We start from the raw sequence: 24332 nt of genomic DNA, 5'->3' as shown, positions 1-24332 counted from the left end.
GAAATTAAATCCAGATCATTTTGTTTGATGTTCCAAATATGTAAATGGCTAACATTTATTAAATTATCCTTATACTTTTTTAATGCATCAAGATTTTTACTATCAATCTTATAGTTATTGATGGTGATAAACTTCAGACTGTCATAGAACCTGATATTTTCCAATGTTTCAGTCGATGGTAGAACATACAGAATTTCAGATCTGAAATCTGTTCCGCAAATTGTTTTTGAATAATTGGAATCATCAGGTTGAACAAAATTTTCATTCTTTTGTTGAAACAGAAATCTCTGGAAATCTTGTATATTTTTTATTTCATTTAATTCCATAGGTGCTGGTTAGCGTTATGTTTATTTATCCAATAATTATGTCAATCGAAGGTTTATCAAAGTTTAATGCTTTCAAAATTTTTATTGCTTTTGCCTTATCTTCAATTAAAGCCTTCTCATACTCAAATACAAGTCCGGTGGTAAATAATCTCTGGTCACCTGTAAGTCCGTCAAAACTTATACATTTCTCTGGTATTTCATAGTCAACCCACTGTCCTCTAACAAATCGTTGTAGATGTCCAAAAACAGGCTTTCCGACTTCCCTACCTTTTATCCTTGTTGGAATAATAAAGTCCTGTTGACAATGTATAGGTTGGTCTGCAATTATTATCCAATCCTCTTCATTAATAGCATACTCTTCAATGCAACATTCACTCGCGTCTTCCATAGTGCAAAAGAAGTGATCCCAATCTGCAGAACTGTCCTGTAAGCTGTAATATCCAAAAAGATAAACTCCGCCTTTTGTCTGGCAAAGCATAAGTTTTTTTGTTTTGCCGTCTATGTCTTTAAATACTACTTTTCTCATTATATTTTTAAAAGTGAATGTCTTACTATGGGAAAAAGTAATTCTACCAGATATTTTTTTGGTTCGTTTGTTACAATATAATTACCTGTAATATTTTGACCAGGCTTCAAAATAAGGCTGTAACTTCTCGCTCAGATTCATCTTGACCCATTCCCGATCAACTCCCTCCTCCGTGTATAATATTTCGAGGATACCGACATGTACGATATTGATGATTTCACAGTTGTGGCTTTGCCCAATATAATTGATATAATCAAAGGAACTTTCAACAAAAGAGCTTGTGCGATCAGCTATGATCTGGCCACCGAGATATACCGCAAATTCATTCATAAAAGAATACGTCAAACGATCTGAGAAACGACTATCCTCTCCCATTTCAACCATTTCCTTATACTCCGATACTTTATCAAATAAAATACCTGTTAATGTATCAAAAATAAAAATATCTATTTCTTCTAATGGCTTCATGTGGAGCTTTAAATATAAGTAAACATATGAATTTGCTTTAAACCTGGTATATCTCCCAAACTACACCACCCAATACCAATTTGACAAGAGTCCCATCTTCAACCAACGGATGTAGCAGCTCATGCAATTCCGATTCCTCTAATTTATCTATTCCATATGCTTTACTGGTCAAAATAAATTCCCTCATTTCCCATGTCGAAAACTTAATGGGGTATTCATTGGTAGGCATAAAATCAAATTCACATACAATAGCGTCTTTCTCTAAACGGCAGCCCGCACCATGAAACTGGTAATTGAATCCACCAATATGTCCCGAACGATTCCGGTTGCTCCTTTGTTCAAATTCATCCATATTTGGAGAGAACTGATTTCTGAAGTCATCTATGAAAGCGACATAATCATTCAATACTTTCCTTATAATGAGACTAATCATTTTGTATCAAGATACAAAATAGTCATGGAAATTATAGCTACGGAGTTATATATTTTGTCTATTTAAAACCTCTTTTGTAAATTCAGCAAGTAGTTAGTCAAATCCCATACAAAGTTAAGAGATGGCCTTTAAAAAAGACTATTATTTAATGCTTCACTATGAGAGAGATTTATTTTTTATGAGATGGAAATGATCATTTATTGTGGGATCCAGGCTAGCGGAAAGAGCTCTTTCTACAAAGAAAATCACTTTAATAGCCATGTGCGGATTTCGATGGATCTCCTGAATACACGCAATAAGGAAAATAGGTTCATCAAAACGTGTCTGGAAACCCAGCAAGCCTTTGTAGTAGATAATACAAATCCAACAAAGGTAGAACGGACAAAGTATATTGAAATAGCTAAAGCTTATAAATACAAAGTTATCGGCTACTATTTTAGCTCTAGCCTGGAATCCTCGCTGGAAAGAAATAGCATGAGGATAAATAAAGAAAGAATTCCTGATATCGGCATCCGGGGAACGCATAAGAAGTTACAGATACCTGCTCTCGAGGAAGGTTTTCACGAATTATATTATGTGTCATTAAATGAAGAAGGATTTATAATTAAAGACTGGCAAAATGAAATTTGATGATTTAGATAAGAAACTACGTATTTATGAGACTTATCAGGACAGGCAGGTCCTACCTGGGATGTATATCGTAGCACGGATAGACGGTCGGAATTTCACGAAACTGACAAAAGAAAAACATGCTTTCCAGGCACCATTTGATGAGAAGTTTAGGGATATGATGGTCGAAACCGCCAAGCACCTCATGTGCTGCGGGTTTAATATGATATATGGGTTTACAGAAAGTGATGAAATCTCTTTGCTATTCCACTTGCATGAGAATACATTCGGGCGAAAAACCAGAAAATTGATTTCTATCTTGGCAGGTGAAGCAAGTGCCAAATTCTCATCTATGCTGGGTGATGTCGCTGCTTTCGATTGTAGAATCTCCGAATTGCCAAATGCGCTGCTTGTGGAGGATTATTTCAGATGGCGGAATGAAGATGCTCATCGGAATGCATTAAATGCACATTGCTACTGGAATCTAAGGCGAGATGGGCTTAATAAAAATGAAGCTACCAAACAAATTGAAGGTCTCAATGTTTCGATGAAGAACGAATTGCTACATACGTATGGTATAAATTTCAACGACCTGCCTAACTGGCAAAAAAGAGGGATCGGGATATACTGGGAAAATGTAAAATCAACAGGTGTCAATCCACTTTCGAATGAAACAGTTGAGGTGGTCCGTAGACAATTGACCGTGGACATGGAGCTGCCCATGGGAGACGCTTATAATCGTTATATCGCTGAGCTGATTCAAAAGAATGAAGACTTATGAACTAGAATATGTAGGCAATATTAGAACATGTTTCAAAAAAGTATATAATATCCATTATGTTTCCTATAGATCATGAATTTAAAATTGTCTATGCATTATACATACTGCTGTTCTGCTATATTATCTATCGGATTTTAGTAGGCGGTAAAGGAGAAACAGTTCGACTGATATTCATTGTCTTCATTAGCGTTGTAATTAATGTTTTTCTATATATAGACCCCGTTAATTTTCAAGGTGGAGCATCATTAGGTGTGCTATTTTACTCATTAATCATTTGGTTGTTCACTGCCCTAGTAACAGCTGTCAATTGTATTTTTTCAAGTTGGAAAAAGAAAACTTAGCCATTATAGTTATGGAAAAAGATAAACAAGATTACATCATAAACCATTACCTTCATTTGATGTCCCCAAAAGAAAAGCTTGCTTATAAACATGCGCATTCACTTTTAAAAATAGATCAAAATGAAGATATTGATAAAATAAAAAGAGCCTACTTTAAAGTTGGCTGGCTGACCAAAGACGAAAATGCACTAAGTTTATTGAATAATGGACTAGAGAAATTTAATGAAGATACAGCAACGCGTATTATGCGTGATCATATTTCAGAAATATTTTTTAATTACTGTCCTAATTGTGGAAAGTTGGCAAGGACACCCACCGCAAAACAATGTCGTTTCTGTTATTACGACTGGCATTGAATTGACTAACTTAATCTAAAATGAAAATCCATATTGTTAGCGATCTCCATAGAGAATTTGGATACAACGATTTCAACCTGCGTGTAGCTGATGTTCTTGTATTGGCTGGCGATATTGACTTAGGTGTAAAAGGAATTCATTGGCTCAAATCACTTTCTTTGGATATACCGATCATCTATGTGCTGGGCAATCATGAGTATTATAAAGGAGCCTATCCGAAAACACTATTTAAGATCCAGGACGCTGCGAGCAATTCAAATATCCATGTGCTGGAAAATGAATCTTTGGAGATAGACCACGTTTGTTTCCATGGCTGCACACTCTGGACTGATTTTTCCTTAAACGGCAATCCTGCAGTATATGGATCCCTATGCCAAAACCGAATGAATGATTATAAGAAGATCAGATTAGGTGACAATTATGCTAAGTTGAGAAGTATTGATACGTTTAAGATCCATCAAACTTCCAGACAATGGCTCGAGAAAAGTCTTAGCACCAGCCAAGCGAAACATGATATCGTAGTAACACACCATGCGCCGAGCATTCAATCTCTGCCAACGAAATATTTGGATGATCCGATCAGCGCCGCCTACGTCTCGGATATGGAAGATTTTATCGTAAAGTATCAACCCTCCTATTGGATCCATGGCCATGTACATACTCCTGTAAACTATAAAATCGGCAGCACCGAAATTATATGCAATCCGCATGGTTATATTAATGAAGCTTATAACGGATTTAATAATAATCTTATTATAGAGATATAAATAAAAAACAACAATGAGAATGGAACAAATCGAAGTCCTATGGCAGGGAAAAGTTAATCAATTTCCATATCGGATATATAAATCCGCAACGAAAAACGACGTTGAAACAATGAAGGATTTTGAGAAACTAAGTCTCATGACCCGTCATCATGATGGACATATTCGTGAGGTAGCTATAGCAAGATTAATGAGACTCTTTCCTTTAGAAAGCGTACCATACTTTGTTCAGCTATTGGGAGAATATGTTATGGAAATCCATTTGACCATTATCGCACAGATCACCTCACAGCAAAAACTTTGGATAAATGACTTCTTTACTGAAAACATATCATACGAAAGGGCAATTCGAAGTAGAATAGTAAGCTATTGGAATTGTTACTACAGATTTGATTTTATCAAATTGAAAGATTATCCTACCTTCCAGTTTTTATCTGATTGACTATATAATCAATGCGACAACTATTAATGGGAAATTACCTATTGAGTATGGTCTTCAATTTGGGAAGATCCTTTTCAGTCAATCCGATATAAGAAGATGTCAATACTAACCTTGACTTTAATGCTTGCGGTAAACCATTTAATGATTTGTCATCGTCTATAATGATTATTTCTTCAGTTTGCAGACCTTGACGCACAATCTGACCCAATACCTGATCTTTCCGAGTAAAGCGATGATTTAAGTGTTGTTTAACATTATCCAACAAACTAAGCGAATCTATTCGAATATCCCTATCAAGAAATATCTTTTTCCATTCTACTATGCTATATCTAAAACGATGTGAGGTGGAGAGAATCAACTGATCTTCTTTTGCAATGAATATAGTATTAAATGTCTCTACAGCGGCACGACTGAATACATAGAAGCCATCGGCTGCCTGCTCTACATGCCTATATGGATTGGCATGTACCATAACACCGTCTATATCTAAAAAGAAAATCATAGGGCACTAAGCTAATTAATTAATTTGGCACTTCTACTCCACCCGTTTGCGATTTAATAATAAAAAATATTAGCCATAGATTGATAGTCCAGCCGAATTTCGTAGATTCAAAACACAAGCCATAGTATGAAACAGTTCATAAAACTATCCCACATTTCTGCCCTTACTATCCTCGTTGTTGGGTGCAAAGATCCATCGTGCACAAAGACAATGGATTTTGGTCTATTTACGCTTGAAGTTCCTTATAAATGGCAGCAGGTCAAACAAAATGGAATCGACAGTTATGTCGGCGCAATTTCTGTAGATAAAATAGATACGCTTTACTTTGATCTGGGCATGTATTCAAATAGTTTGACAGAGCATAACATAGAGGTCATTACGAGACAAATGATGGAGGAAAGCGCAACAGACTCTTCGGACTATATTACTGTAAAAGATATGCCGATACTGGATTTTGATCTCGATGCCGATCTGTACAGAAAACAAAATGTATCCTGGGATACCATCGATAACAGAAGAGCCAAAATCGTATTTCCTAGGATATCCGGGAAAGGTACGACTGGGATATACATCGGTAGCTTATGGGGAGACTCTTCAAAAGTCCGATTTAATCTTTACGGAGCAAACCTAAAAGCGCAAACAGAAGAGGATCTTCTCAAAGCGATAAAAACATTGAGATTCTACAAACGTAATATAGATAATGAAGAGAATTAACGCTCCCCTATTTGTGCATCTCTGTTTTGTAGTTTTGACATTTTATGCATTATTAACAGACGGTGATTGGCTGAGGTATTTTACGGGGAGTTTAGATTTTAACTTGATTATTTTTGGATTGCAAGTTGCAGGACTTATTTATGCAGGATACTTACAGGCGCAAAGAAATAGAAAGGTAATCTCCATATTATGGCCAGCATTGATTGGGTTGATAATACTTATATCGTGTGTACTCATCACGGGAAATTATCAGTTTAATAAAAATATCGGAATTACAATCGTGTGGATTATCTTAGAAGCTTATTATATATGCTATGAAATTTTAATCGGTGATCTTATTGAGAAAATACCTTTTTTATTAAATCTCAACTACGGTTTCCAAGCTCAATGCATTTATGTTATTCTTTCCGGCGTATTGATTGGCTATGTTATGTTTAGATCAATAGTAGGTTTTGTTTTAAGTTTAAAGTCTATCATTGATTCCTCTAAGGACAAAAGCCCATAATTTGGCCCACTGCAACCATTCCCTATTTTGGTAATGAAGTCTCTATAATTTTCGGGGAACCTAATCCTTAGATTGCGTTCAATATAAAAAACCTCGGATTCAGGAATAGGAGGATTAAGAAAAAACTCTTTTGGTGTAATTTTATTTAATTTATTCGGGTTATCCTGTAGAAAGCGTAATTTCTCTTTGATTAAATTTATATCCATGCATAATTCTATTTTTGTGACCTTTTACCAAAAAACTGGAATATTAAAAATAAAGAATTCGGTGATGAATTACTAATTTTTAAAGGAAGTCCCTTTTGGTACCATTAAAATTACCAAATTCTTATTATGTACGCTCATATGGCTGGATGGTTCGCCGTCAGGTTTAAAACACTTGCAAAATATGTTGAAGCTTTATTAAGCGATTAGTATGGTATTATTTCAAATGGCATAGGAAAAAAGTTTATAATTTTTCAGAGCTTAAACGGAAAGTGGTTTACTTTCCTTAAATAAAGCTATCGGAATAGTTTGGGTATTAAAGAATAAATCTTGCTGCGATAAAATACCCGCCCCCAATAACTAATAATGGAAGTGCTATTGATAGCAGAAGCAATGTCCATATAAATACTCTGAAGTAACTATACAAAACTACTTTCGACGGATCGGCAGGATCATAGATGACAATTGTTGTCTCCCCTATTTCCCAGGTTGGCGGATCGTTTCCTTCGGCTAATTCGTAAGTAATTAACTGATCATCTTTAGTACGAAAAGTGAAGATCGGCGCAAATACTTCGCCTTCTGATTCGTACCTGTGAAGGTCAATAACAGTTGCAATAGTTTTTTCTCCATTTTTTAGAAATACCATTGTATTGCGGAAGCTAAATATTGCCAGTAAAAGGAACACTATACCTATTCCCAGGATTATATAATATTGCCACATAGGTTTATTTTTAATTTGTTCCACTTTTTAATTATTTTATTATATCTAATTGATAAATAAACATTAACGAATATAAACAATTTTCGAAAAGTCAATCAAAGCCGAAGACTCCACACAAATAAAATTTCATAAAAAAATAAAAGAAGGTATATTTACTTTTGTGTCAGGTAAAACAATGACTAATGCACGATACTTTAATCAACTATATCAATTCGCGGGTCTCCAGACCCCTAGCCTTAGATGAAATTGAGATCCTAAAAAATAATTTTGTCCACCGTAAAATCAAAAAACGTCAGGCATTTTTGCAGGAAGGTGAAATAAGTAATTACATGGGATTTCTTGTTAAAGGTGCTATGAAAAAATACAGTATAGACGCTAAAGGCACCGAGCACATCATGAGCCTTTATATTGAAGGCTGGTGGGTAGGTGATCGTGAAAGTTTTGCAAAAATCACACCCTCCGCCTTCAATATAGAAGCTTGTGTAGATACTGATTTGCTTATCTTGACCAAGAACGCCGCAGAGGAGGTATTTTCCCTTCCAATCATGAATGAACTTACACGGCGGTTGGACGAAAATTATTCCTATGCAAGCCAAAAAAGAATCAATGCTGCCCTAAGTATGACGGCAGAAGAACGCTACAATATGCTTATTGATAGCTATCCTGAATTTACACAGCGATTTACACAGCAGCTGATTGCATCTTATCTAGGCATTACAAAAGAAACGCTGAGCAGAATCAGGTCCCGGGCAGTCAAAAAATAATCGGGATTGATTTACAAAAGGAATTACTTTTGTTCCGATTAATTCAATAGCTCTGAATATATCGTCATTGCTCAGTCCTGGATTATCCATCTGAAATGTAAATCTTGAGATACCACCCAATGCCTGGAATTGCAACAATAAAATGGACACTTAAGTAAGAATAGGCATTACAAACATTATCAAAAGGCAAATTCGTAGGTTCCGAATGCTTTGTTTCCGAACTAATCCAGCTATTTGGAGAAAAATTTGTATAAAACCCTTAGAACATTGTTCCAATTATTCTTTATTTTTAGTCTATGAGTGACTATACTATTTCGCTTGTGCCTAAAGTGTCCAGGTACGCTTTTGATGAAGTTGTTGTAAATGATATTTTAAAGTGCTTAGTCTCGAAAGATATCGTCAAAGCTGAATTATCGGATTGCATACTCGGTAACCTTGGATATGCAATTTCTGATGGTGCTCAATACATTGTGTCGGAACCTCAGTTCCTTCCATACCAACTTGATATAAATGGTCTGGAAATAACAAGTGAGCGCACTGTATTTGATACCGGCCAAAATGGCATCGATCGTATCATATGCCCCAGTTGTACGGAAAATATTGTAGACAATGAATGGGATCTAGATTCCTGGTACCAGGGTTTTACCGATAATTTGTTGTGTCCGATGCGCCACCGAAAGTGATATCCAGCAATATGTTTTTGAACCACAGTGGGGGTTCAGCAATCTTGGATTTACATTTTGGAACTGGCCTGAATTGAGACCTAAATTTATAGTTGAGTTGCAGGAGAAATTAAACTGTGACCTGGCGATTGTAAGATACCATATTTAATCATCATGGAAAAGGATAACAATGAAGGAAGGAGTATCATAAAAGGAAGCGGTTTTCTTCGTGTAAACTGGGGTGATGAGAAAAATGGATCAGTACTATTTTTCCAAGGGGACACGGTCTTATTAGGAATTTGTAGTATTCCCTTTGCCTTATATACAACTGCTAGGTTTGACAAAAATACCTTGCCAAATGAACACGTAAAAAACCTCTACCAGCTTGAAAAGCTGTGTTTAACAGGTGATTATAGTAGCATAAGAGTAAAAGAAAATCGTCCTTATGAGATTCCATTGTGGATAAATGATCTCGAGAATCTGAGCTTTTTGTACTTGGATCATTTTGATTTAAGTGGTTTGACCAACCTTAGAATACAAAACCTAAAAACACTGGTTCTTAAAAATGCTCATATTATTGATATTCCAAATCTTTTAATTGAAATATTAACTTTTAAAAACCTAACACATATCGCTTATGATAAGTCTTGTATCCCATTAATTGACCAATTAAGGGAGCATCATACTGGAGAGATTACTTTTGAGCTCTTAGATGGTTCGAGCTAAATTTTTCCACCAATCCAAAAAGTATTTTTATATATTTAGATGCAAAGTGATACTTTTAAAACGATAAAACTGACTGCACATGACCGACAAGATCGAACAATTTTTTAATGCGTATTTGACCAGAGATGTAAGTTCCGTTTACACAGAAGATGTTCCAAAAGAAATGATGGCATCCGAGGTAAACGAAGATGGCTGGTATGAATGGAAACCTATCCCCGGATCATTGACTGATGATGATTATAAAAAGCTCGAATTAGAATTTGGTGCTTCGTTGCCTGTTAGCTTTATTGAATGGCATAAGCGTTATTTCTTTGCTGAGTGTGACTGTTCAATAGCCAGACTTCCTCACTCCTTGCCTGCCCAACCGCTAGCGGAAATAATATCCAATCTTGACTCGTACATCGCTGAACAACTTATCCCCCTTGGCCTGATTCCGTTTGCGAGTGAAGGCAATGATGCTGGACCACTGGTATTTGATACGAGAGGCTCCGTCGAAAAAAATGATTATCCGATCAGAGTGTATGACCACGAATATGATGGCGAGCTTGAGGGATTGAGCGAAATTATCTTTTCGTCATTCAACAAGATGTTGGCATGCTTAACTCATTTCCTAAACGAAACTAATACAAGAAAACATTTTGAAGTAATCGCTGATTTTTATGCAATCGATCCAGACGGTGCTGGGTCTACTGGTCGGTCATATTGGGATGGTTGGATAGAAATGGGCCGGGCCAACTTTAAAGAATTTGGATATTAAAGCAGAATCCAGCAAATGAAACTGTAAAAAATAGTATGGAGAAAACTCTTTTGGTATTGGATTTGGATGAGACATTTTTGTACATTAGTGGGCGAACAGTTCAAATAAAAACATTTGAGCCATTAGTAAAAGCTGGTGCTGGTAGAGAGTTTACGATTTCAAAAGCCCACTAACGCAAAGCTCGAAACCGTCATCTGCAAGCAAATCAAACCTCTCGTCCTTACAGATATAAACACAAAAATGGAAAAACCACAATTTGAATTAACGAACGAACAAAGAAAATATTTAGGCATTACACCAGTTGAAAACAATTGGGAACTTGTGAAACTTTTTGACAACTATGTTTACTTTGATGGTGATATCATTCGCAAAGAAATTACCGTTTCAGAACAGTCTTACTTTGAACGTGATCTTTATGAAAAAACAGCAGAAAACAGAACTATCCTGCTACCAAAAACAGAGAAAGGAAAACCTAAAAAACTAAATTTTACCGCCACACAAGCTTTTAGAGGAGTTGATGTCTATTTTGCGTTTTCTGATAGTTACCTAACCATTTCAAGCTTTACAACTCAAATCACATATTATGCAGAACGTTTTAAAGACAAAGATTTGGGTTTCCTAAAAACTTGGTTAAATAAGTGGATTGCTGAAACTTCAGAAAAAGATTTGCAAGAAATAGATACCTTCAAAAATGCTGAAAGAAAACACTATAAGTATAAGGAAGGTGATTTTTTTGCATTTAAAATTGGCAGAAGACAATGGGGATTTGGAAGAATTTTAATTGATGTTCAAAAAACAATCAAGGCAAATAATTTCCAAAGAGATGAACACTATGGATTAACCAATTTGATGGGAAAATCGCTCATTGTAAAAGTTTATCACAAAATAAGCAACGACTTGAATGTAGATTTGAAAGAACTTTCTGAAACAATGGCACTACCGTCGCAGGTAATTATGGACAATCATTTTTTCTATGGCGAAAATCCTATTATTGGTCATAAACCACTTGAAAATGATGAATATGATATGCTTATATCCTACAGCCAAAGCATAAACAGTGACAATTATCATAAAGTTTATCTTCAATACGGATTTATTTACAAAGAAATTGATATTTCGAAGTTTAATAAATATCTACGTTATGATGATAAAACTCTTTATTTGGGATATGAGGAAAATCCATACCGAAAAGAAAGTACAGGATATGCATTAAGTACTGATACACTCCAAAAATGTATTGAAACAAAATCTAACTTGCCGTATTGGGAATGTGAGGACGAAAGATATGACAGAAAATTAGATTTGAGAAATCCGGCAAATAACGAAATCAAAAAAGACATCTTTAAAGCTTTTGGTCTTGATGCCGACAAAACTTATGAAGATAACCTAAAAATTGCCAGCAGATAACATCGGCTTGGCAAAATCTAGTAACTTTTTATATATTAATTTCACAAAAACAGTTGTTACCTGCAATGCAGAGACAAACCATTCTATGGCAAAAATAACAGATATTAATCAAGGAGACTTGTTAACATTCAAAGCCGCTGACAATAGATTTAAAATGTTGCTTTGTACGAATACTTCCAAAGAGAGAAGCCCACAATATTTTATTTTCTCGGCATTGACCTACGACAGTTTCGACAAGCCTACGACTTCAAACATTAATATTATCGAATTCTTTGGAATAGGAAATAGAAAGTGTGACTACTTCAAATATTCTGACAATGAACTTAACAAGATGTGGTCAATTCATCCTGAGACTCGGCCGTACTTTTTAGGTTCTTACGGATTTTTAATTGTCCGAAAAGACTTTATGAAGTTTCGAGACAATTTTGAAGTTATTGGTACTTTAAATATTATTGACCACCTAGACAAAAACGGGAATGGTAGCATGAATATAAGTGACTGGGAATTAATTAAGGACTTTTTCGCAAATAGAATTAATTCCGTTATGCTAGACAGAGGACAGAAAACCTTTAAGATAGATGCCATTATTAAAGATTGAGGGAGGACAGCTAGTAGAGCGACCGCCAAGGAAATCTACATAGCTCGCTCCTATATCGCTAAAGATATTGGTGCCGATGACAACATTGGCAGCTATTGGAAAACTGGAATTGGTCGTGGTTACTATCATGGCATGCTACTTTTCAATTGGGCAAGGTGAATACCCAGGCCTAATTCTAAAGTATGGGTTTGAAAGAAAGGTTGGTTACGGGAACTAGGAAAAATTGGCAGAAATGAATATCAACAAGCAAAATCCGTAACTTTAAAAGATGGAACAAAAGGATTTGATGAGGGTGATGAGGGCGTAAGTAAAAGACCCTCTGAAATTGAAGTTTTTTATAAAATAGATGGTAAAGAATATATAAAAACTTTCCCTAATAATAAATTTAAAATATTATGACAGTAGATGAGATTTATATAAACATTGGACAAAGCATAGTAAATGCTATAGAGGGTGAAAGTTGGAGTGAGGCAAAATTAAATATCGAAGTTGTAGGAACAGGTGTGGTAAGCTACAATGGAGAATATATAACGGATAATAACGAGGTAAAAAACATATCTGTAAGAAATATTTCTAGAGATATTCGAAATTGGATCAGAGAATTACACGATATTACGACAGAAGGAGATAGTAATAAATGGAATAAAGCCATTTTTAATCTAAATGCACAAGGCAAATTTAATATGGAATTTATCTGGGATCAGGAACTGCACGATGAAATAGTAAGATTATCAAAAGAATAGAATAGTATAAAGGGTTTCAAATAGTCTTCTGGATCAAATCTTAAAAGGTTTTCTAAAGCATCATAATACGCACTGGTTCCCTTCTTATCCGACGGGAGTTAGCTTAAAATTTCTGGAAAATGATTCTGCCCGAATACGCTAGCGGTTCATAGTTGCAATCTTGAAAAACATTGCTAAATAGCAAGATATTAATGATCTAGTCAATATAATATTTGCTCGAAATGAAATATAGTTCGAAAACAATAAAAAATATAATCATTAGAGCATACCAGATTGAGTTTTTACTTTTTGAAAAAGCGAGTATTAAACATAATGAAATATGGCTTATCATTTTTACACCATATATAGGCATCAAATTTTCAAGATAAACTTGTCCTTTTAGTAGAGTATCTAAAATATCTGCCGCATAAATTATAATTAATCCAAGAAAAATCCACTTCTTCCTTGAAAAAAAATAATTTTTATAACTTTCTGAATAGTCTCTGACATCTGATGGATACAACAACTGACAAAGTGTAAAGTACATCAATATATAGGTAATCACTAAAATATATTCGGTGAAGGTCCAAACTCTTACGTCCCTCAAATTGTACTCCCACCACCAAAAATGAATCATCTGAATAAATAAATACAATACCCATAACAAGTGTATCCAATATGGCTTCGTTCTCCCCGGATGTTGAATAAATTTTACTGTACCATTAAGAAGGCTTCCTATGCTTAAGCCCAAAATGATACTTATCACTGTTTTAATATGGTTGAAAAAATCCATTATTATTTTGTTCTGTTGATATCATTTTAACTTGAATTTTTTTATATCGATAATCAATCATAAATATAATTAAATTTGTGGTATTCTAAGCAAACAGCGAAATTGCAGTTTCCATAACCAAAAAAAACACGAGCAAAATTCGCCTTTTCAGTACATAAGAAAAAAAACAGATATTACATAACATAACATCTGTTTTTTAATCCCTATTCAATTATTCAATCCGTAGTCGTTCTTCCTTTAAATCTAATTTCAGAAGGTAATGCCTGGTGATTCAGGTGTCTTAAGCCATAGGAATAAACCTCCACATACAACAGACAATACACCTGAAGAATGCACTTCCTCCGCTGCGATAACGCTCCCCTATTTGTACATCTCTGTTTTATGGCTTTGACATTATATGCAACATTCACAGACGGTGATTGGCTGAGGTATTTTACGGGGAGTTTAGATTTTAACTTGATTATTTTTGGATCGCAAGTTGCCGGACTTATTTATTCAGGATACTTACAGGCGCAAAGAAATAGGAAGGTAATCTCCATATTCTGGCCAGCATTGATTGGTTGATAATACTTGTATCGTGTGTACTCATCACAGGGAATTATCAGTTTAATACCAATATATTATCCTAAATCAGTTCTTAACCTTATATGGAAACAGAGTCCAATTATAAGGAACATAGCTGAACTCCGTAATTTATTTATACACTTAGTGGGACAGTCCAACAATAGTGAAACTTAGAGTTTTTCGATCTCTTCGACTGAAAGCCCTGTGCCTTTAGCAATATCAGCTATAGGTAATCCCATTTCCTTAAATGCTTTAGCAGTCTCAAGAGCTTTTTTGCGTTCCCCTTCCGCTAGACCTTCTGCTAGACCTTCCGCTTTACCTTCCGCTTTACCCTCCGCTAGACCTTTAGCATGGCCTAAAGCTTCTCCGGATTTCTTGGCCGAATTGAACACACTCTCGGCATCGCGCTTATGTTTTAAACTTGCTTCGTATGACATTAGTTCCTCCTCCGTTAATTTACCTATCTCTCCTATCTCAAAGATAAGACCAAATATTCTTTTATCCAAAAATGATGGCAACCTATCCATGGTACTCAAGTGTTTAAGTAAGTACAACCACTGATCCATAACTGTCTCTAATTCTTCTGGCTGTTTATTAAACAAGGGAAGCGAAATCATCTTATACCCCAATTTATCATAGAATATTTCTTTGGTCAATTTGTCACAGAGCGCCACATCATAAAAATAAGGACGCTCTGTGACACGGGATATTTCAGAACTTCCATTTCTGTCCATGTCAAACTCCAAAATACCGATAAAGTAAACCTCCGGCAGGTAATAATCACTCCCCTTCTTACCTCGTGCTAATTGTTTATTGATGAGACGTGAGGTATAATACACTGCGCGGTCCTTAAAAAATTCTTGAAAGAGCTGCTGCATTTCAATGATGAAAACCTCACCATCGCTGCCGATACAATGTAAATCAAATACAACTCGACGCATTTCCTCATAATCGCCATCTTGTTCTACAGGTTTATATCTTAGATCCGAAATTATCTTCTCTCCATGAAATAGACTATTGAGAAACTCAATTAGTAAGATTTTGTTGTCCTCTCTACCAAAGTAAAATTTCCAACCGAAATCGGTACGTGGATCTACATATCTACCCAAGTGTTTTTTTGATCTAGCCATAATATTTATTAATTGGTTTTCGATCAAATATACAACATCAAATCAACAAAAGCTAAAATAATTAGTAAAAAAACTAAAAGTGAAAGTTGACCTTGGAGATTCAGATGAGCAGATCGCGGAAGGTAAATCTGCCCGTCAGTATACTGCTGGAAATCATCCGTATTGTTGCCATTAAAAAGGATTAAATAGATCTTATAATTACAAGTAAGCTTTAAATTCATGTAAAAATTTTAGAATTACGAATATGTATCAGCACCTGGCCCACTCCGCAACGTTCATTTTCAAATAGATGTCTATGTATCACATCTGTATATTTTTTTGATAGCTCATTTATTTTACTTTATTTAATAAAAAATAATCCACAAATCAACCATATAAATCTATCACATTATGAAAAGACAAAAATTTATCTCGACAATATTGCTGGGAATTCCTTTACTTTCCTCAGCTCAGGTTTTGAAGCCTCGAAGCAAAAAAAATATCGGAAAATCAAATAAAAAAGGTTTTGTAGTTCGGGAAGATGAGAGTCGTTATCACGGTATACAGACGAAGCCTGAAAATGCCTTTCTGCGTTGTAAGCTGTCTTCGGCAGTTTATAACCTTATAAACTGACTTAAATTATTATTGAGCTAATAGTTTTTATTCATAGCGTTTCCTAAACGAACGTATTTCAAATTTAGATTATTTAAAATTCGATCTTCAAAGTTTTTTATAACCGTTTTTCTTACTTTAATTTCTTCTTTATTTTCAGGCTCATGATTGATTCCAATCACTTGACCTTCACGATCTGTAATAGAAATCAGTAATAATTCAGTGTCTGATTCAGACGGAGTTGGAATTAACACTAAATAGCTTTCGCTATTCTTATTATCATAGATATACCCCCTATAAAAATATGGACTATTTTTATCAATTTTGAATATATAATCTTGCGATTCTGAGTCTTGCGAGACGTTAAACAATATAATCCTGTGCATCAGTGAATCTTTTGAAACCTCAAATTTGTACCTTTCTGCCATTAGATTACTACCGGCAGCAATGAAATCACAAGAAAAAAAGAAGCTGTTTAAAATCAGCAACAAAATTATAGCTCGGAAGAATTTAAACATCTCGATATTTTTCATTTTTTACTTTCGTTCTTTAACTATATTCTTAAGACTTGTAAGCTGCAAAATGGCGATTAAAGAATTTTGTAGTCCTTTCTTTATTGTATTTGAAATGGAAATTCTTAAAATGCTGATCCTACAAGTGCCCCTTTTTCAAATTAATAATTATCAATTAAGTTCATTAAAGTTGAATACGCTAAGATCTAGCGGTTAACTGCCGGAATGGCATTGCAATAACTCACAGGAATCGTGTATATACTCCATCCTATAAGGTCTAAAATCAAAAAATGAGCTATTAAAATAGAAACCTCATTTTGCTTTAATTTTATATCTATGCTTCAGTCCAAATTCAATTAAAGCATTGACAACTTCCTCCGTTTCTTTAGCATGTGCCGTAAGGGCATAAGAAACGGTCACAGGCCTGGTATTATAGACCGTTCTGCTAATCAGCAAATTATCCTCCAGCTCCTGAAGTTCTTTGGATAGAACTTTTGGGGATATTCCCTGAGCCATTTCTTGCAGATCTTTAAACGGCATTGTACCCTGGTCCTGCAAATTGCGCAGGATACAAAATTTCCATTTGCCACTGAGCAGTTCAATGCCATCTTTTAATGCCAGTATAGTTTCTTTATCAATATCATGTTTTTTATTGCCCATCAGATAGTTACTTTCCTAAAGGTAATGAATAGTATATATATATTGAATATGCTATAGTTTTGTTGAACAGAAATTAATAAAATCATTATGAAAGTCACAGTAATAGCAAACATTTCAGCAAACGGAAGAGTTTTAGTCTCCGATAACCCGCATCACCAGCTGCCACCGGAAGCAATGGAATTTTACCTGCGATCTGTAAGACGGATTGGAAATGTGGTAATAGGATTGAAAACATTTGAAAATTTTCTGATTTTTCCAGAACCGGTAAAAGAACATTTTAATGGAATAGAAATCATCATATTGGCCGATAAATCTTATACGGTTGATGGCTATAAGACTGTAGCAAGCCCCGAAGAGGCTATTGAATACATGTCTGCTAAAGGCGTACAGGAAATAGCCGTTGGCGGTGGAGCAAATACCTTCAACGCCTTTTTGGACAAAAATTTGGTTACAGCTATTCATTTTAACGTCAGCCCTATAATCACTGGAAATGGCGCTATTTTAGGAAACAACAAAGAGTTAAATTCAAAGTTCACCTATAAAGAACAGAAACTTAAAAACGGTTTTCTCCAATTGCACCTAAAAAAGAAAACTGAATAACTACAGGCCGAAAATGTCTTTTACTTCCCAACAATCACTTTTCGATGTTCGGTTCCCCATTCGGCCAATGTATTGATGATTTTTTTTAACGTCAAACCGTATTCTGCTAGTTGATATTGAACCGTTACAGGTTGTGTGTCGAGAACGATCCGTTTAATGAGCTGGTTCATTTCCAATTCTTTCAGCTCTTTACTGAGCATTTTATTGGAGATCCCTTTCACATCGTTTAAAATATCAGAAAAACGCCGTTTGTTGTAATAGCAAACAGACGATATTATTGAAATTTTCCATTTGCCATTCAACACATCCATAGCATCGTGAACAGCCATAATCTGTTTTCTGTTTGTGTCGTTATTCACACATTCTATTTCCGTCATAAGTTACCTTGTTACTCAAAAGTTACTGTTACTTTTAGTTACAAAGTTACTAAAATAAATTTAATCAATTTAACTTTGCATAGTTAAAGAAATCGATTTCAAAAACAAACAGTTTAAAAAGTCTTGACTAAAAATGAATTTTCAATCATTAAAATTTTAAAAAATGAATTTCACAAATAAAAACGTAGTAATTACGGGGGGAAGTGCAGGAATTGGATTAGCGACCGCTAAAACATTTATTGAAAAAGGAGCAAACGTATTGATAACAGGCCGAAATACCGATACGCTGCAAACAGCATCCGTAAGTATTAATAGCCCAAAACTGAAGACCTTGTCTTCAGATACTTCCAAACTGACAGATATTACACTATTGGCAGAAACAGTTGCAGCTAATGGGAATAAAGTGGATGTGCTTGTTCTAAATGCTGGAATAGCAAAGCAATATTTAATTGAAGATACAACCGAAGAGGTTTTTGATGACCTGTACAACATCAATGTCAAGGGACTATTCTTTACTCTGCAAAAATTAATACCTCATTTATCAGAAGGAGCTTCGATTGTTCTTATCTCATCTGGAGTCTCTGTGAGCGGGTATGCACAAATGGGTGCTTATGCAGCTACAAAAAGTGCAGTCGATGCGATTGCACGTACCGCAGCTACTGAACTGGCAGACAGAAAAATCAGAGTAAATGTGGTTGCTCCCGGATTGACCGATACACCTATGAATCAGCAAACGCCTGCAGATATAAAAAATGCCATAGCAGCAGCAGTTCCATTGAAACGAATCGGACAAGCTGAAGAAATTGCTAACGCAGTTGTTTTCTTGTCTTCAAACGAAGCCTCTTATATTTCAGGTTCATACCTGGCGGTAGATGGCGGTGTTACCATTCGCAGATAAATATGCGTAGTTTATGATATACTTAGTGTTATCCACTAGGTATATCATACTAATCTTGGAATTAACATTTAAAACGCCATCCGCTAAAGCTATGATTTAATATTACTTAGCAATCTAACAAGTTCCTTTACAGATTCGTTAGTTGGTGCGGCAAAATCTTTTATACCATCAATTAACTATCTAGAAGGTTACATACTATTTTTGAGACTAAAGATATAAGGTTAAAAGAATGGTTAGTTACGGGAAACCGTAAGTAATTCTATAAAATGGAGATTTTCCTTATATTGATATCCGCAAAAACACGGATATAGTATTTTGCTTTTGGATACGTAGTTTTGGTATTCTACGTGTTATCAATCAGCAGAATATGTGAAATTAATATAATAGTAAAAATGAAAATATATCCTCTAAAAGACGGTGATTTCAGTGTCGATAAGAATAAAAATTTCACCTATCTGGAAGATACTGGAAACGATAAAAATTTAAAAATTGCTGTGCAGCCTTTCCTTATTGAAACAGCTGGTAATTTAGTATTGCTAGATGCAGGATTAGGCTGGATGGAAAACGGAATTCCAAAAATTCATACTAACATTATAAAAGCAGGTTTTCAACCAGAAGATGTAAAGCTAGCTATGCTTTCTCATTTGCACAAAGACCACATCAACGGACTTGTGAATAGAGCGAAAAATGATTGGACGCTTAATTTTCCAAATGCGGAAGTCTATATACAAAAACGTGAATATGATTTTGCACTTTCAAAAGATGGGAGTCCTTCTTTTGATTTGGATGCTCTGAAGTTCATTGTTGAGAATGCCAATATTATCTGGATGGATTCTGATAAAGGAAGTATTATTTCAGAAATTGATTTCGAAGTTACCGGCGGACATACCCCTTATCATCAGGTTTTCTGGATTAAAGATAATGGAGAGACAGCTTTTTATGGTGCGGACAATCTTCCTCAAATGGGATATTTAAACTATCAAATAGCATTTAAAACTGATTATGATGGCAAAAAAGCGATGGAAGAACGAATCATTTGGAAGAAAAGAGCAAAAGAAGGACAATGGAAAATCCTTCTTTATCATGATATTGAAATTAAAATAATTACCCTCTATGACAAGTAAGCTCCTCTCCTAGCTAAAAGTTGAGATTGCGCGCTCACGAATCTCCGAGACATTCAGTTATGGATATGATTTTGATGTAGCGCATTAAATGCTTGCTCTCGACTCAATCCCATAGCTTGTAGCACAGGGGAAGGTGCTGGATCAAAGTTATTGAGTACCGAGCAGTTGGACACACATATATCATCGAGCTTTTTCACAACAGTTTCGCTGTCAATGCCATCAAAACAAGCATCCCTGTAGAGATGCTTGTGATTAGAATGAGACCTTGCCATGGACAGCCATTGTCCACTCGTCACGTGTCATCCGGCTGATATGTTCTGTACGTATGTCATTCATTAACTCATTTGCGCTAGCTTCTTCCACATGATGATGATGGAAACCACACTTCTCCTGTGCGATCTTTGACTTGGCGTTTCCTTCATAATAGCCGGACCAGATATTTACTAATCTCAAATCTTCGAAGCCATAGCGTACCACTTCGCCGATTGCTTCAGGCATTATACCTTTACCCCAAAATGGAACACCTAGCCAATATGAAATTTCGCCTTCCGACTCAGTGATTGGAAAGTTACTTTTCTCTCCTAAAATCAAACTAATCATCCCAATAGCAATGTCGTTATCTTTAAGTGTGATTGCAAATACTCCGTCTTGCGAAAATATATTTTTGATTACTTCACTACTTTCTTCAACACTCTTGTGGGGAGGCCAGCCAGCAATTGGCCCTACTCTCTCGTCCTTAGCATACTTGAATAAGTCTGCTGCATCAGCATCTCTGAATGGACGTAAAATCAATCTTTCTGTCTTTAAAATCATATCATTCTATTTTTAAATGTACGTTGCAAAATTACAGTCTTTATAGAATAGGGATATATCCAAAATTTTCGTAAAATGGGTACTTTTGAAAACTAATCGCACTTACTTACCATAAATAGTCTAAATTTATGGTAAAAATAAAAAGTACCATAATGAATTACACACCGGATATTTCCTTGGGAAAAGAGAAACTAGCACTAGGAGAAAGTAATTTTTACCAAAGTCTGGGATATCCCCTACGGCTCGGCTATACTTCCTTAATTGTATGTTTGGAAGGCACTTCGGTAGTTAGTGTTAATTTTAAGAATTATTTGCTAAAGACTAATGATATATTGGTCCTGGCTGAGGATAATATTACAGTGGTGCAACGGGTGTCCGCTGATTTCAGAGCATTCTACTGTCTTGTAGATCGAAGTTTGGCTGCAGAAGTAGCCTTTGATTTACCTAATCAACTATTCTTGTTTCTACATCAATCCCCACTTTGCAGACCTCATGGTCCGGAAGTCGCCCTATTACATGGATGGATAACGCAAATAAAACACATCAAAAATACATGTACAACACATCAGCATATTATGTTGCGAAATAGTCTACAAAATTTCTTTCTCAAAATAGCCGAAGGCGTTTCACTGACAGAAATTAATTTAGAACATCAATACAGTCGAAAGGAATTGCTATGTTGGAAGTTTTGGGATCTTATAAGCCAACATAGTACGGAGCAGAGAAATGTCGCATTCTATGCAAATAAACTGAGCATTACTCCCTATTATCTTTCTCAGATCACTAAAGATTTTTTAAATGATTCACCAAAGGATTTGATTGACAGGCAAGTTATACTAGAAATTAAAGTGCTTTTAAGGACAACCGAGCTGTCAATCAAACAAATTGCTGATCGACTTTATTTCGAGGACACATCATATTTGGCTCGCTACTTCAAAAGGCAAACAGGAATAACTTTGACAGCATTTAGAAATTAATCTAATAAACAATCGTCTTGTGTAGAATATTCTCTTACATCACATCGTGAAAAATTCGTAGACGTCCTTTGGCAACTAAGCGATTGCTGCGGTACTTATTATTCTATGGGTGCTTTCTCTTTATCCAATATGGTCATTCTACCAGCCATAGATATTATAACAATACCGAAAACCGACAACAACAGATAAGAATACCTGAGTTCAAATAAATCGGAGATAAAGCCTATCATGGGTGGGTCCATTAAAAATCCAAGGAATGCTATTGTTGAAATCAGCGTCAATGAATTCCCAGCACTGATGGCCTTATGCTTGCCTGCTACACCATACACAGTAGGCACACTACAGGAACTACCTAAATGACCATAAAGGCGATTGTGCATAGTACCACTGTAGGATAGAAAACTGAAATAATTAGTCCTGAACTCATCAATAACGCTATAAATCTAAATCTCACCGCAGAAGAAATTCAAAGACTGGATACATTAAGCGCCGTTTCGTTAGGTTATCCGCATGATCTGCTGAATAATGTTCGAAGTTAGATTTTCGAGCAGTATATTTAAAAAGGTGGCATTCAAAGATTTCACCTTCCCCATTTAACAAAAATCAACAATGAGAATGGAACAAATCGAAGTCCTATGGCAGGGAAAAGTTAATCAATTTCCATATAGCTCGTTTTGTCTTCGAGTTCCCGTGATCCAGCTTCTTTTAACAGTTCATTTTTGATTTCTTACTTGCAGCCATAATTATTTTTTATCGTCCAACATTATCCATACCGGTGCATGATCACTTGATTTCTCCCATCCACGAACATGACGGTCTATTCCTCCTTCTGACAACCGTGGTGCTATAATTGGGCTAAGCAATATATGGTCCAGCCGTAACCCGGCGTTCCGGCCATAGGCATTTCTAAAATAATCCCAAAAGGTATAAACTTCCTGGTCTTTAAAAAGTGTTCGGATCGAATCCATCCATCCCTGGCCAATAAGCTGTTTAAATGCTTTTCGGGCCTCAATCCGGAATAGCGCATTTTCAACATACTTTTCCGGCTTGTATACATCCTGCTCTGTCGGGATAATGTTGAAATCACCTATTATGATCACCGGAACCTCCATTTTCAGTAATGCTTTTGCCCGTTTCATCAAACGTTTAATCCAAGCCATCTTATACTCAAACTTAGGCCCTGGATAAGGATTGCCATTAGGCAGATATAGACAGCAGATTAATATCTGGTTGATAATAACCTCCAGGTACCGGCTATGGCTATCCTCCTTATCGCCAGGCAATTCCCTTGTCACTTCGGTAATCTCGTACTTCGATAAAACAGCTACGCCATTCCAGCTTTTCTCTCCATGCCAGACTGCTTGGTAACCTGCGTCGTTGATGGCTTTTATCGGAAAGCGCTCCTGTGGAGCCTTTAATTCCTGAAGGCAAACTATATCCGGAGATTCTTCTTTTAGCCATCGAAGCAATACAGGTAGTCTCCCATTAATACCATTGATGTTGTATGTTGCTATTTTCATTTAGTGTTATTGAAAGCTGCCATCTCGGTTTAGGCCTACTTCCAGCAAAAGAATAAGTTTGGCAATAGCAGGCTCCCGCCATTCTTCCGCAAGATCTCCTTTAACGTAGGCAAGATGTTCATCTAAAATCAGCTGGCAGCCATCCATTGTAATTCGTGCATACTGTCCATACTCTCCCTCCTGGCCAACTTCAAAATCAAAGTATTTCTCTTCTCCTTGGCTATTGGTCACTGGAATGCCTGTAAATGTGGTAATATCTGCCATGTTTTTATTTTTTAAATATTTTATAATGTCGGTTACGCCAAGTTCTTTTACCAAATAATCTGCTCATGACTACCTGATTACGGTCCCTAGCATCCTTTTTATTTTTATTGTCTGGTTTTGGAATAGAACAAACGCCAACCAATAGCGTTTGAAGCTTTTAAGATATTAACCACGTTGTACAG

General features: G+C 35.6%; 34 protein-coding genes. 20 read left to right on the top strand and 14 right to left on the bottom strand.

From position 1 onward, the window contains the following. The 4 genes from DCO56_RS29550 to DCO56_RS12020 form a co-directional block, all read right to left on the bottom strand. A partial coding sequence (locus tag DCO56_RS29550; protein ID WP_219929377.1) for a hypothetical protein occupies positions 1–326 on the bottom strand: 326 nt, incomplete at its 3' end. Between the two features lie 25 nt (positions 327–351). Continuing rightward, positions 352–852: a hypothetical protein gene (locus tag DCO56_RS12030; protein WP_108634020.1), complete on the bottom strand. Its 501-nt coding sequence runs from the start codon at positions 850–852 to the stop codon at positions 352–354. A gap of 81 nt (positions 853–933) precedes the next feature. Beyond that, positions 934–1320 carry a DUF7674 family protein gene (locus DCO56_RS12025; protein ID WP_108634019.1) on the bottom strand — a complete coding sequence of 129 codons (387 nt, stop codon included), beginning with the start codon at positions 1318–1320 and terminating at the stop codon, positions 934–936. A gap of 37 nt (positions 1321–1357) precedes the next feature. Next, positions 1358–1753 carry a DUF6896 domain-containing protein gene (locus tag DCO56_RS12020; RefSeq protein ID WP_108634018.1) on the bottom strand — a complete coding sequence of 132 codons (396 nt, stop codon included), beginning with the start codon at positions 1751–1753 and terminating at the stop codon, positions 1358–1360. 183 nt (positions 1754–1936) lie between these two features. On the opposite strand from DCO56_RS12020, the gene DCO56_RS12015 reads away from it, so the two are divergent. From DCO56_RS12015 to DCO56_RS11990, 5 genes are all read left to right on the top strand, one after another. Continuing rightward, positions 1937–2383, top strand: coding sequence for an AAA family ATPase (locus DCO56_RS12015; RefSeq protein ID WP_108634017.1), 447 nt, complete (start codon positions 1937–1939; stop codon positions 2381–2383). After that, a complete protein-coding gene (locus DCO56_RS12010) occupies positions 2373–3143 on the top strand; it encodes a tRNA(His) guanylyltransferase Thg1 family protein (protein WP_108634016.1) in 771 nt (256 codons plus the stop codon). Before DCO56_RS12015 ends, DCO56_RS12010 begins: the two co-directional genes overlap by 11 nt. 352 nt (positions 3144–3495) lie before the next feature. After that, positions 3496–3840, top strand: a complete 345-nt coding sequence (locus DCO56_RS12000) for a hypothetical protein (protein ID WP_108634014.1) — start codon at positions 3496–3498, stop codon at positions 3838–3840. Between the two features lie 20 nt (positions 3841–3860). After that, positions 3861–4607 (top strand): metallophosphoesterase, encoded by a 747-nt coding sequence (locus tag DCO56_RS11995; protein WP_108634013.1) that lies wholly within the window; start codon positions 3861–3863, stop codon positions 4605–4607. Positions 4608–4620: 13 nt separating this feature from the next. Further along, positions 4621–5046 carry a hypothetical protein gene (locus DCO56_RS11990; protein WP_108634012.1) on the top strand — a complete coding sequence of 142 codons (426 nt, stop codon included), beginning with the start codon at positions 4621–4623 and terminating at the stop codon, positions 5044–5046. A 34-nt stretch (positions 5047–5080) separates the two neighbouring features. Here DCO56_RS11990 and DCO56_RS11985 read toward each other — a convergent pair whose 3' ends face one another. Continuing rightward, positions 5081–5548, bottom strand: coding sequence for an HAD domain-containing protein (locus DCO56_RS11985; protein ID WP_108634011.1), 468 nt, complete (start codon positions 5546–5548; stop codon positions 5081–5083). A 126-nt stretch (positions 5549–5674) separates the two neighbouring features. Between DCO56_RS11985 and DCO56_RS11980 the strand changes: the two genes are divergently transcribed. Continuing rightward, positions 5675–6262, top strand: a complete 588-nt coding sequence (locus DCO56_RS11980) for a hypothetical protein (RefSeq protein WP_146191042.1) — start codon at positions 5675–5677, stop codon at positions 6260–6262. Continuing rightward, positions 6249–6767, top strand: coding sequence for a hypothetical protein (locus DCO56_RS11975; RefSeq protein WP_108634009.1), 519 nt, complete (start codon positions 6249–6251; stop codon positions 6765–6767). The genes DCO56_RS11980 and DCO56_RS11975 overlap by 14 nt, the downstream gene beginning before the upstream one ends. Positions 6768–7286: 519 nt before the next feature. Here the strand turns inward: DCO56_RS11975 and DCO56_RS11970 are convergent. Further along, complete coding sequence (locus DCO56_RS11970) at positions 7287–7715, bottom strand: DUF3592 domain-containing protein (RefSeq protein WP_108634008.1); 429 nt, start codon at positions 7713–7715, stop codon at positions 7287–7289. Between the two features lie 158 nt (positions 7716–7873). Here DCO56_RS11970 and DCO56_RS11965 point away from each other — a divergent pair, with 158 nt between their 5' ends. From DCO56_RS11965 to DCO56_RS11920, 8 genes are all read left to right on the top strand, one after another. Continuing rightward, a complete protein-coding gene (locus DCO56_RS11965) occupies positions 7874–8455 on the top strand; it encodes a Crp/Fnr family transcriptional regulator (RefSeq protein ID WP_108634007.1) in 582 nt (193 codons plus the stop codon). Between the two features lie 296 nt (positions 8456–8751). Further along, complete coding sequence (locus DCO56_RS11955) at positions 8752–9138, top strand: hypothetical protein (protein WP_108634006.1); 387 nt, start codon at positions 8752–8754, stop codon at positions 9136–9138. A 153-nt stretch (positions 9139–9291) separates the two neighbouring features. Beyond that, positions 9292–9843 carry a hypothetical protein gene (locus DCO56_RS11950; protein WP_108634005.1) on the top strand — a complete coding sequence of 184 codons (552 nt, stop codon included), beginning with the start codon at positions 9292–9294 and terminating at the stop codon, positions 9841–9843. Between the two features lie 79 nt (positions 9844–9922). Then, positions 9923–10600 carry an SMI1/KNR4 family protein gene (locus DCO56_RS11945; RefSeq protein ID WP_108634004.1) on the top strand — a complete coding sequence of 226 codons (678 nt, stop codon included), beginning with the start codon at positions 9923–9925 and terminating at the stop codon, positions 10598–10600. A gap of 240 nt (positions 10601–10840) precedes the next feature. Further along, entirely contained in the window at positions 10841–12007 is a 1167-nt protein-coding gene (locus tag DCO56_RS11940) for an immunity 26/phosphotriesterase HocA family protein (RefSeq protein WP_108634530.1), read from the top strand. Continuing rightward, the gene (locus DCO56_RS11935; RefSeq protein ID WP_146191041.1) at positions 11994–12605 is read left to right on the top strand and encodes a hypothetical protein; all 612 of its coding nucleotides are present in this window, start codon (positions 11994–11996) and stop codon (positions 12603–12605) included. Before DCO56_RS11940 ends, DCO56_RS11935 begins: the two co-directional genes overlap by 14 nt. 395 nt (positions 12606–13000) lie before the next feature. Further along, on the top strand, positions 13001–13348 hold the full coding sequence (locus DCO56_RS11930; RefSeq protein WP_108634002.1) for an immunity protein YezG family protein: 348 nt from the start codon (positions 13001–13003) through the stop codon (positions 13346–13348). Between the two features lie 1153 nt (positions 13349–14501). After that, the gene (locus tag DCO56_RS11920; protein WP_108634000.1) at positions 14502–14684 is read left to right on the top strand and encodes a hypothetical protein; all 183 of its coding nucleotides are present in this window, start codon (positions 14502–14504) and stop codon (positions 14682–14684) included. A 170-nt stretch (positions 14685–14854) separates the two neighbouring features. Here DCO56_RS11920 and DCO56_RS11915 read toward each other — a convergent pair whose 3' ends face one another. Next, on the bottom strand, positions 14855–15814 hold the full coding sequence (locus DCO56_RS11915; protein ID WP_108633999.1) for an Rpn family recombination-promoting nuclease/putative transposase: 960 nt from the start codon (positions 15812–15814) through the stop codon (positions 14855–14857). Between the two features lie 390 nt (positions 15815–16204). Between DCO56_RS11915 and DCO56_RS11905 the strand changes: the two genes are divergently transcribed. Next, positions 16205–16426, top strand: a complete 222-nt coding sequence (locus DCO56_RS11905; RefSeq protein WP_108633997.1) for a hypothetical protein — start codon at positions 16205–16207, stop codon at positions 16424–16426. Between the two features lie 17 nt (positions 16427–16443). Here the strand turns inward: DCO56_RS11905 and DCO56_RS11900 are convergent, their stop codons facing one another. Continuing rightward, the gene (locus tag DCO56_RS11900) at positions 16444–16938 is read right to left on the bottom strand and encodes a hypothetical protein (protein WP_146191040.1); all 495 of its coding nucleotides are present in this window, start codon (positions 16936–16938) and stop codon (positions 16444–16446) included. Between the two features lie 291 nt (positions 16939–17229). Further along, positions 17230–17577, bottom strand: coding sequence for a winged helix-turn-helix transcriptional regulator (locus DCO56_RS11890; protein WP_108633994.1), 348 nt, complete (start codon positions 17575–17577; stop codon positions 17230–17232). 87 nt (positions 17578–17664) lie between these two features. On the opposite strand from DCO56_RS11890, the gene DCO56_RS11885 reads away from it, so the two are divergent. Next, the gene (locus DCO56_RS11885) at positions 17665–18177 is read left to right on the top strand and encodes a dihydrofolate reductase family protein (protein WP_108633993.1); all 513 of its coding nucleotides are present in this window, start codon (positions 17665–17667) and stop codon (positions 18175–18177) included. A gap of 20 nt (positions 18178–18197) precedes the next feature. On the opposite strand, the gene DCO56_RS11880 is transcribed toward DCO56_RS11885, so the two are convergent. Beyond that, complete coding sequence (locus tag DCO56_RS11880; protein WP_108633992.1) at positions 18198–18554, bottom strand: winged helix-turn-helix transcriptional regulator; 357 nt, start codon at positions 18552–18554, stop codon at positions 18198–18200. A 163-nt stretch (positions 18555–18717) separates the two neighbouring features. On the opposite strand from DCO56_RS11880, the gene DCO56_RS11875 reads away from it, so the two are divergent. Together DCO56_RS11875 and DCO56_RS11870 are read left to right on the top strand one after the other, a co-directional pair. Further along, entirely contained in the window at positions 18718–19452 is a 735-nt protein-coding gene (locus DCO56_RS11875; RefSeq protein ID WP_108633991.1) for an SDR family NAD(P)-dependent oxidoreductase, read from the top strand. 392 nt (positions 19453–19844) lie between these two features. Next, on the top strand, positions 19845–20576 hold the full coding sequence (locus DCO56_RS11870) for an MBL fold metallo-hydrolase (RefSeq protein ID WP_108633990.1): 732 nt from the start codon (positions 19845–19847) through the stop codon (positions 20574–20576). A 252-nt stretch (positions 20577–20828) separates the two neighbouring features. On the opposite strand, the gene DCO56_RS11865 is transcribed toward DCO56_RS11870, so the two are convergent. After that, on the bottom strand, positions 20829–21389 hold the full coding sequence (locus DCO56_RS11865) for a GNAT family N-acetyltransferase (RefSeq protein WP_108633989.1): 561 nt from the start codon (positions 21387–21389) through the stop codon (positions 20829–20831). 152 nt (positions 21390–21541) lie between these two features. Here DCO56_RS11865 and DCO56_RS11860 point away from each other — a divergent pair, with 152 nt between their 5' ends. Then, entirely contained in the window at positions 21542–22366 is an 825-nt protein-coding gene (locus DCO56_RS11860) for a helix-turn-helix domain-containing protein (protein WP_108633988.1), read from the top strand. 98 nt (positions 22367–22464) lie between these two features. Here the strand turns inward: DCO56_RS11860 and DCO56_RS11855 are convergent, their stop codons facing one another. From DCO56_RS11855 to DCO56_RS11845, 3 genes are all read right to left on the bottom strand, one after another. Beyond that, positions 22465–22746, bottom strand: a complete 282-nt coding sequence (locus DCO56_RS11855; protein WP_108633987.1) for a hypothetical protein — start codon at positions 22744–22746, stop codon at positions 22465–22467. A 363-nt stretch (positions 22747–23109) separates the two neighbouring features. Then, entirely contained in the window at positions 23110–23886 is a 777-nt protein-coding gene (xth, locus tag DCO56_RS11850) for an exodeoxyribonuclease III (RefSeq protein ID WP_108633986.1), read from the bottom strand. A gap of 6 nt (positions 23887–23892) precedes the next feature. Beyond that, positions 23893–24150: a hypothetical protein gene (locus tag DCO56_RS11845; protein WP_108633985.1), complete on the bottom strand. Its 258-nt coding sequence runs from the start codon at positions 24148–24150 to the stop codon at positions 23893–23895. Between the last annotated feature and the right edge of the window lie 182 nt (positions 24151–24332).

Source organism: Sphingobacterium athyrii (assembly GCF_003071065.1).
Taxonomy (GTDB): Bacteria; Bacteroidota; Bacteroidia; order Sphingobacteriales; family Sphingobacteriaceae; genus Sphingobacterium; species Sphingobacterium athyrii.
This window is presented reverse-complemented; position numbering and strand designations above follow the sequence as displayed.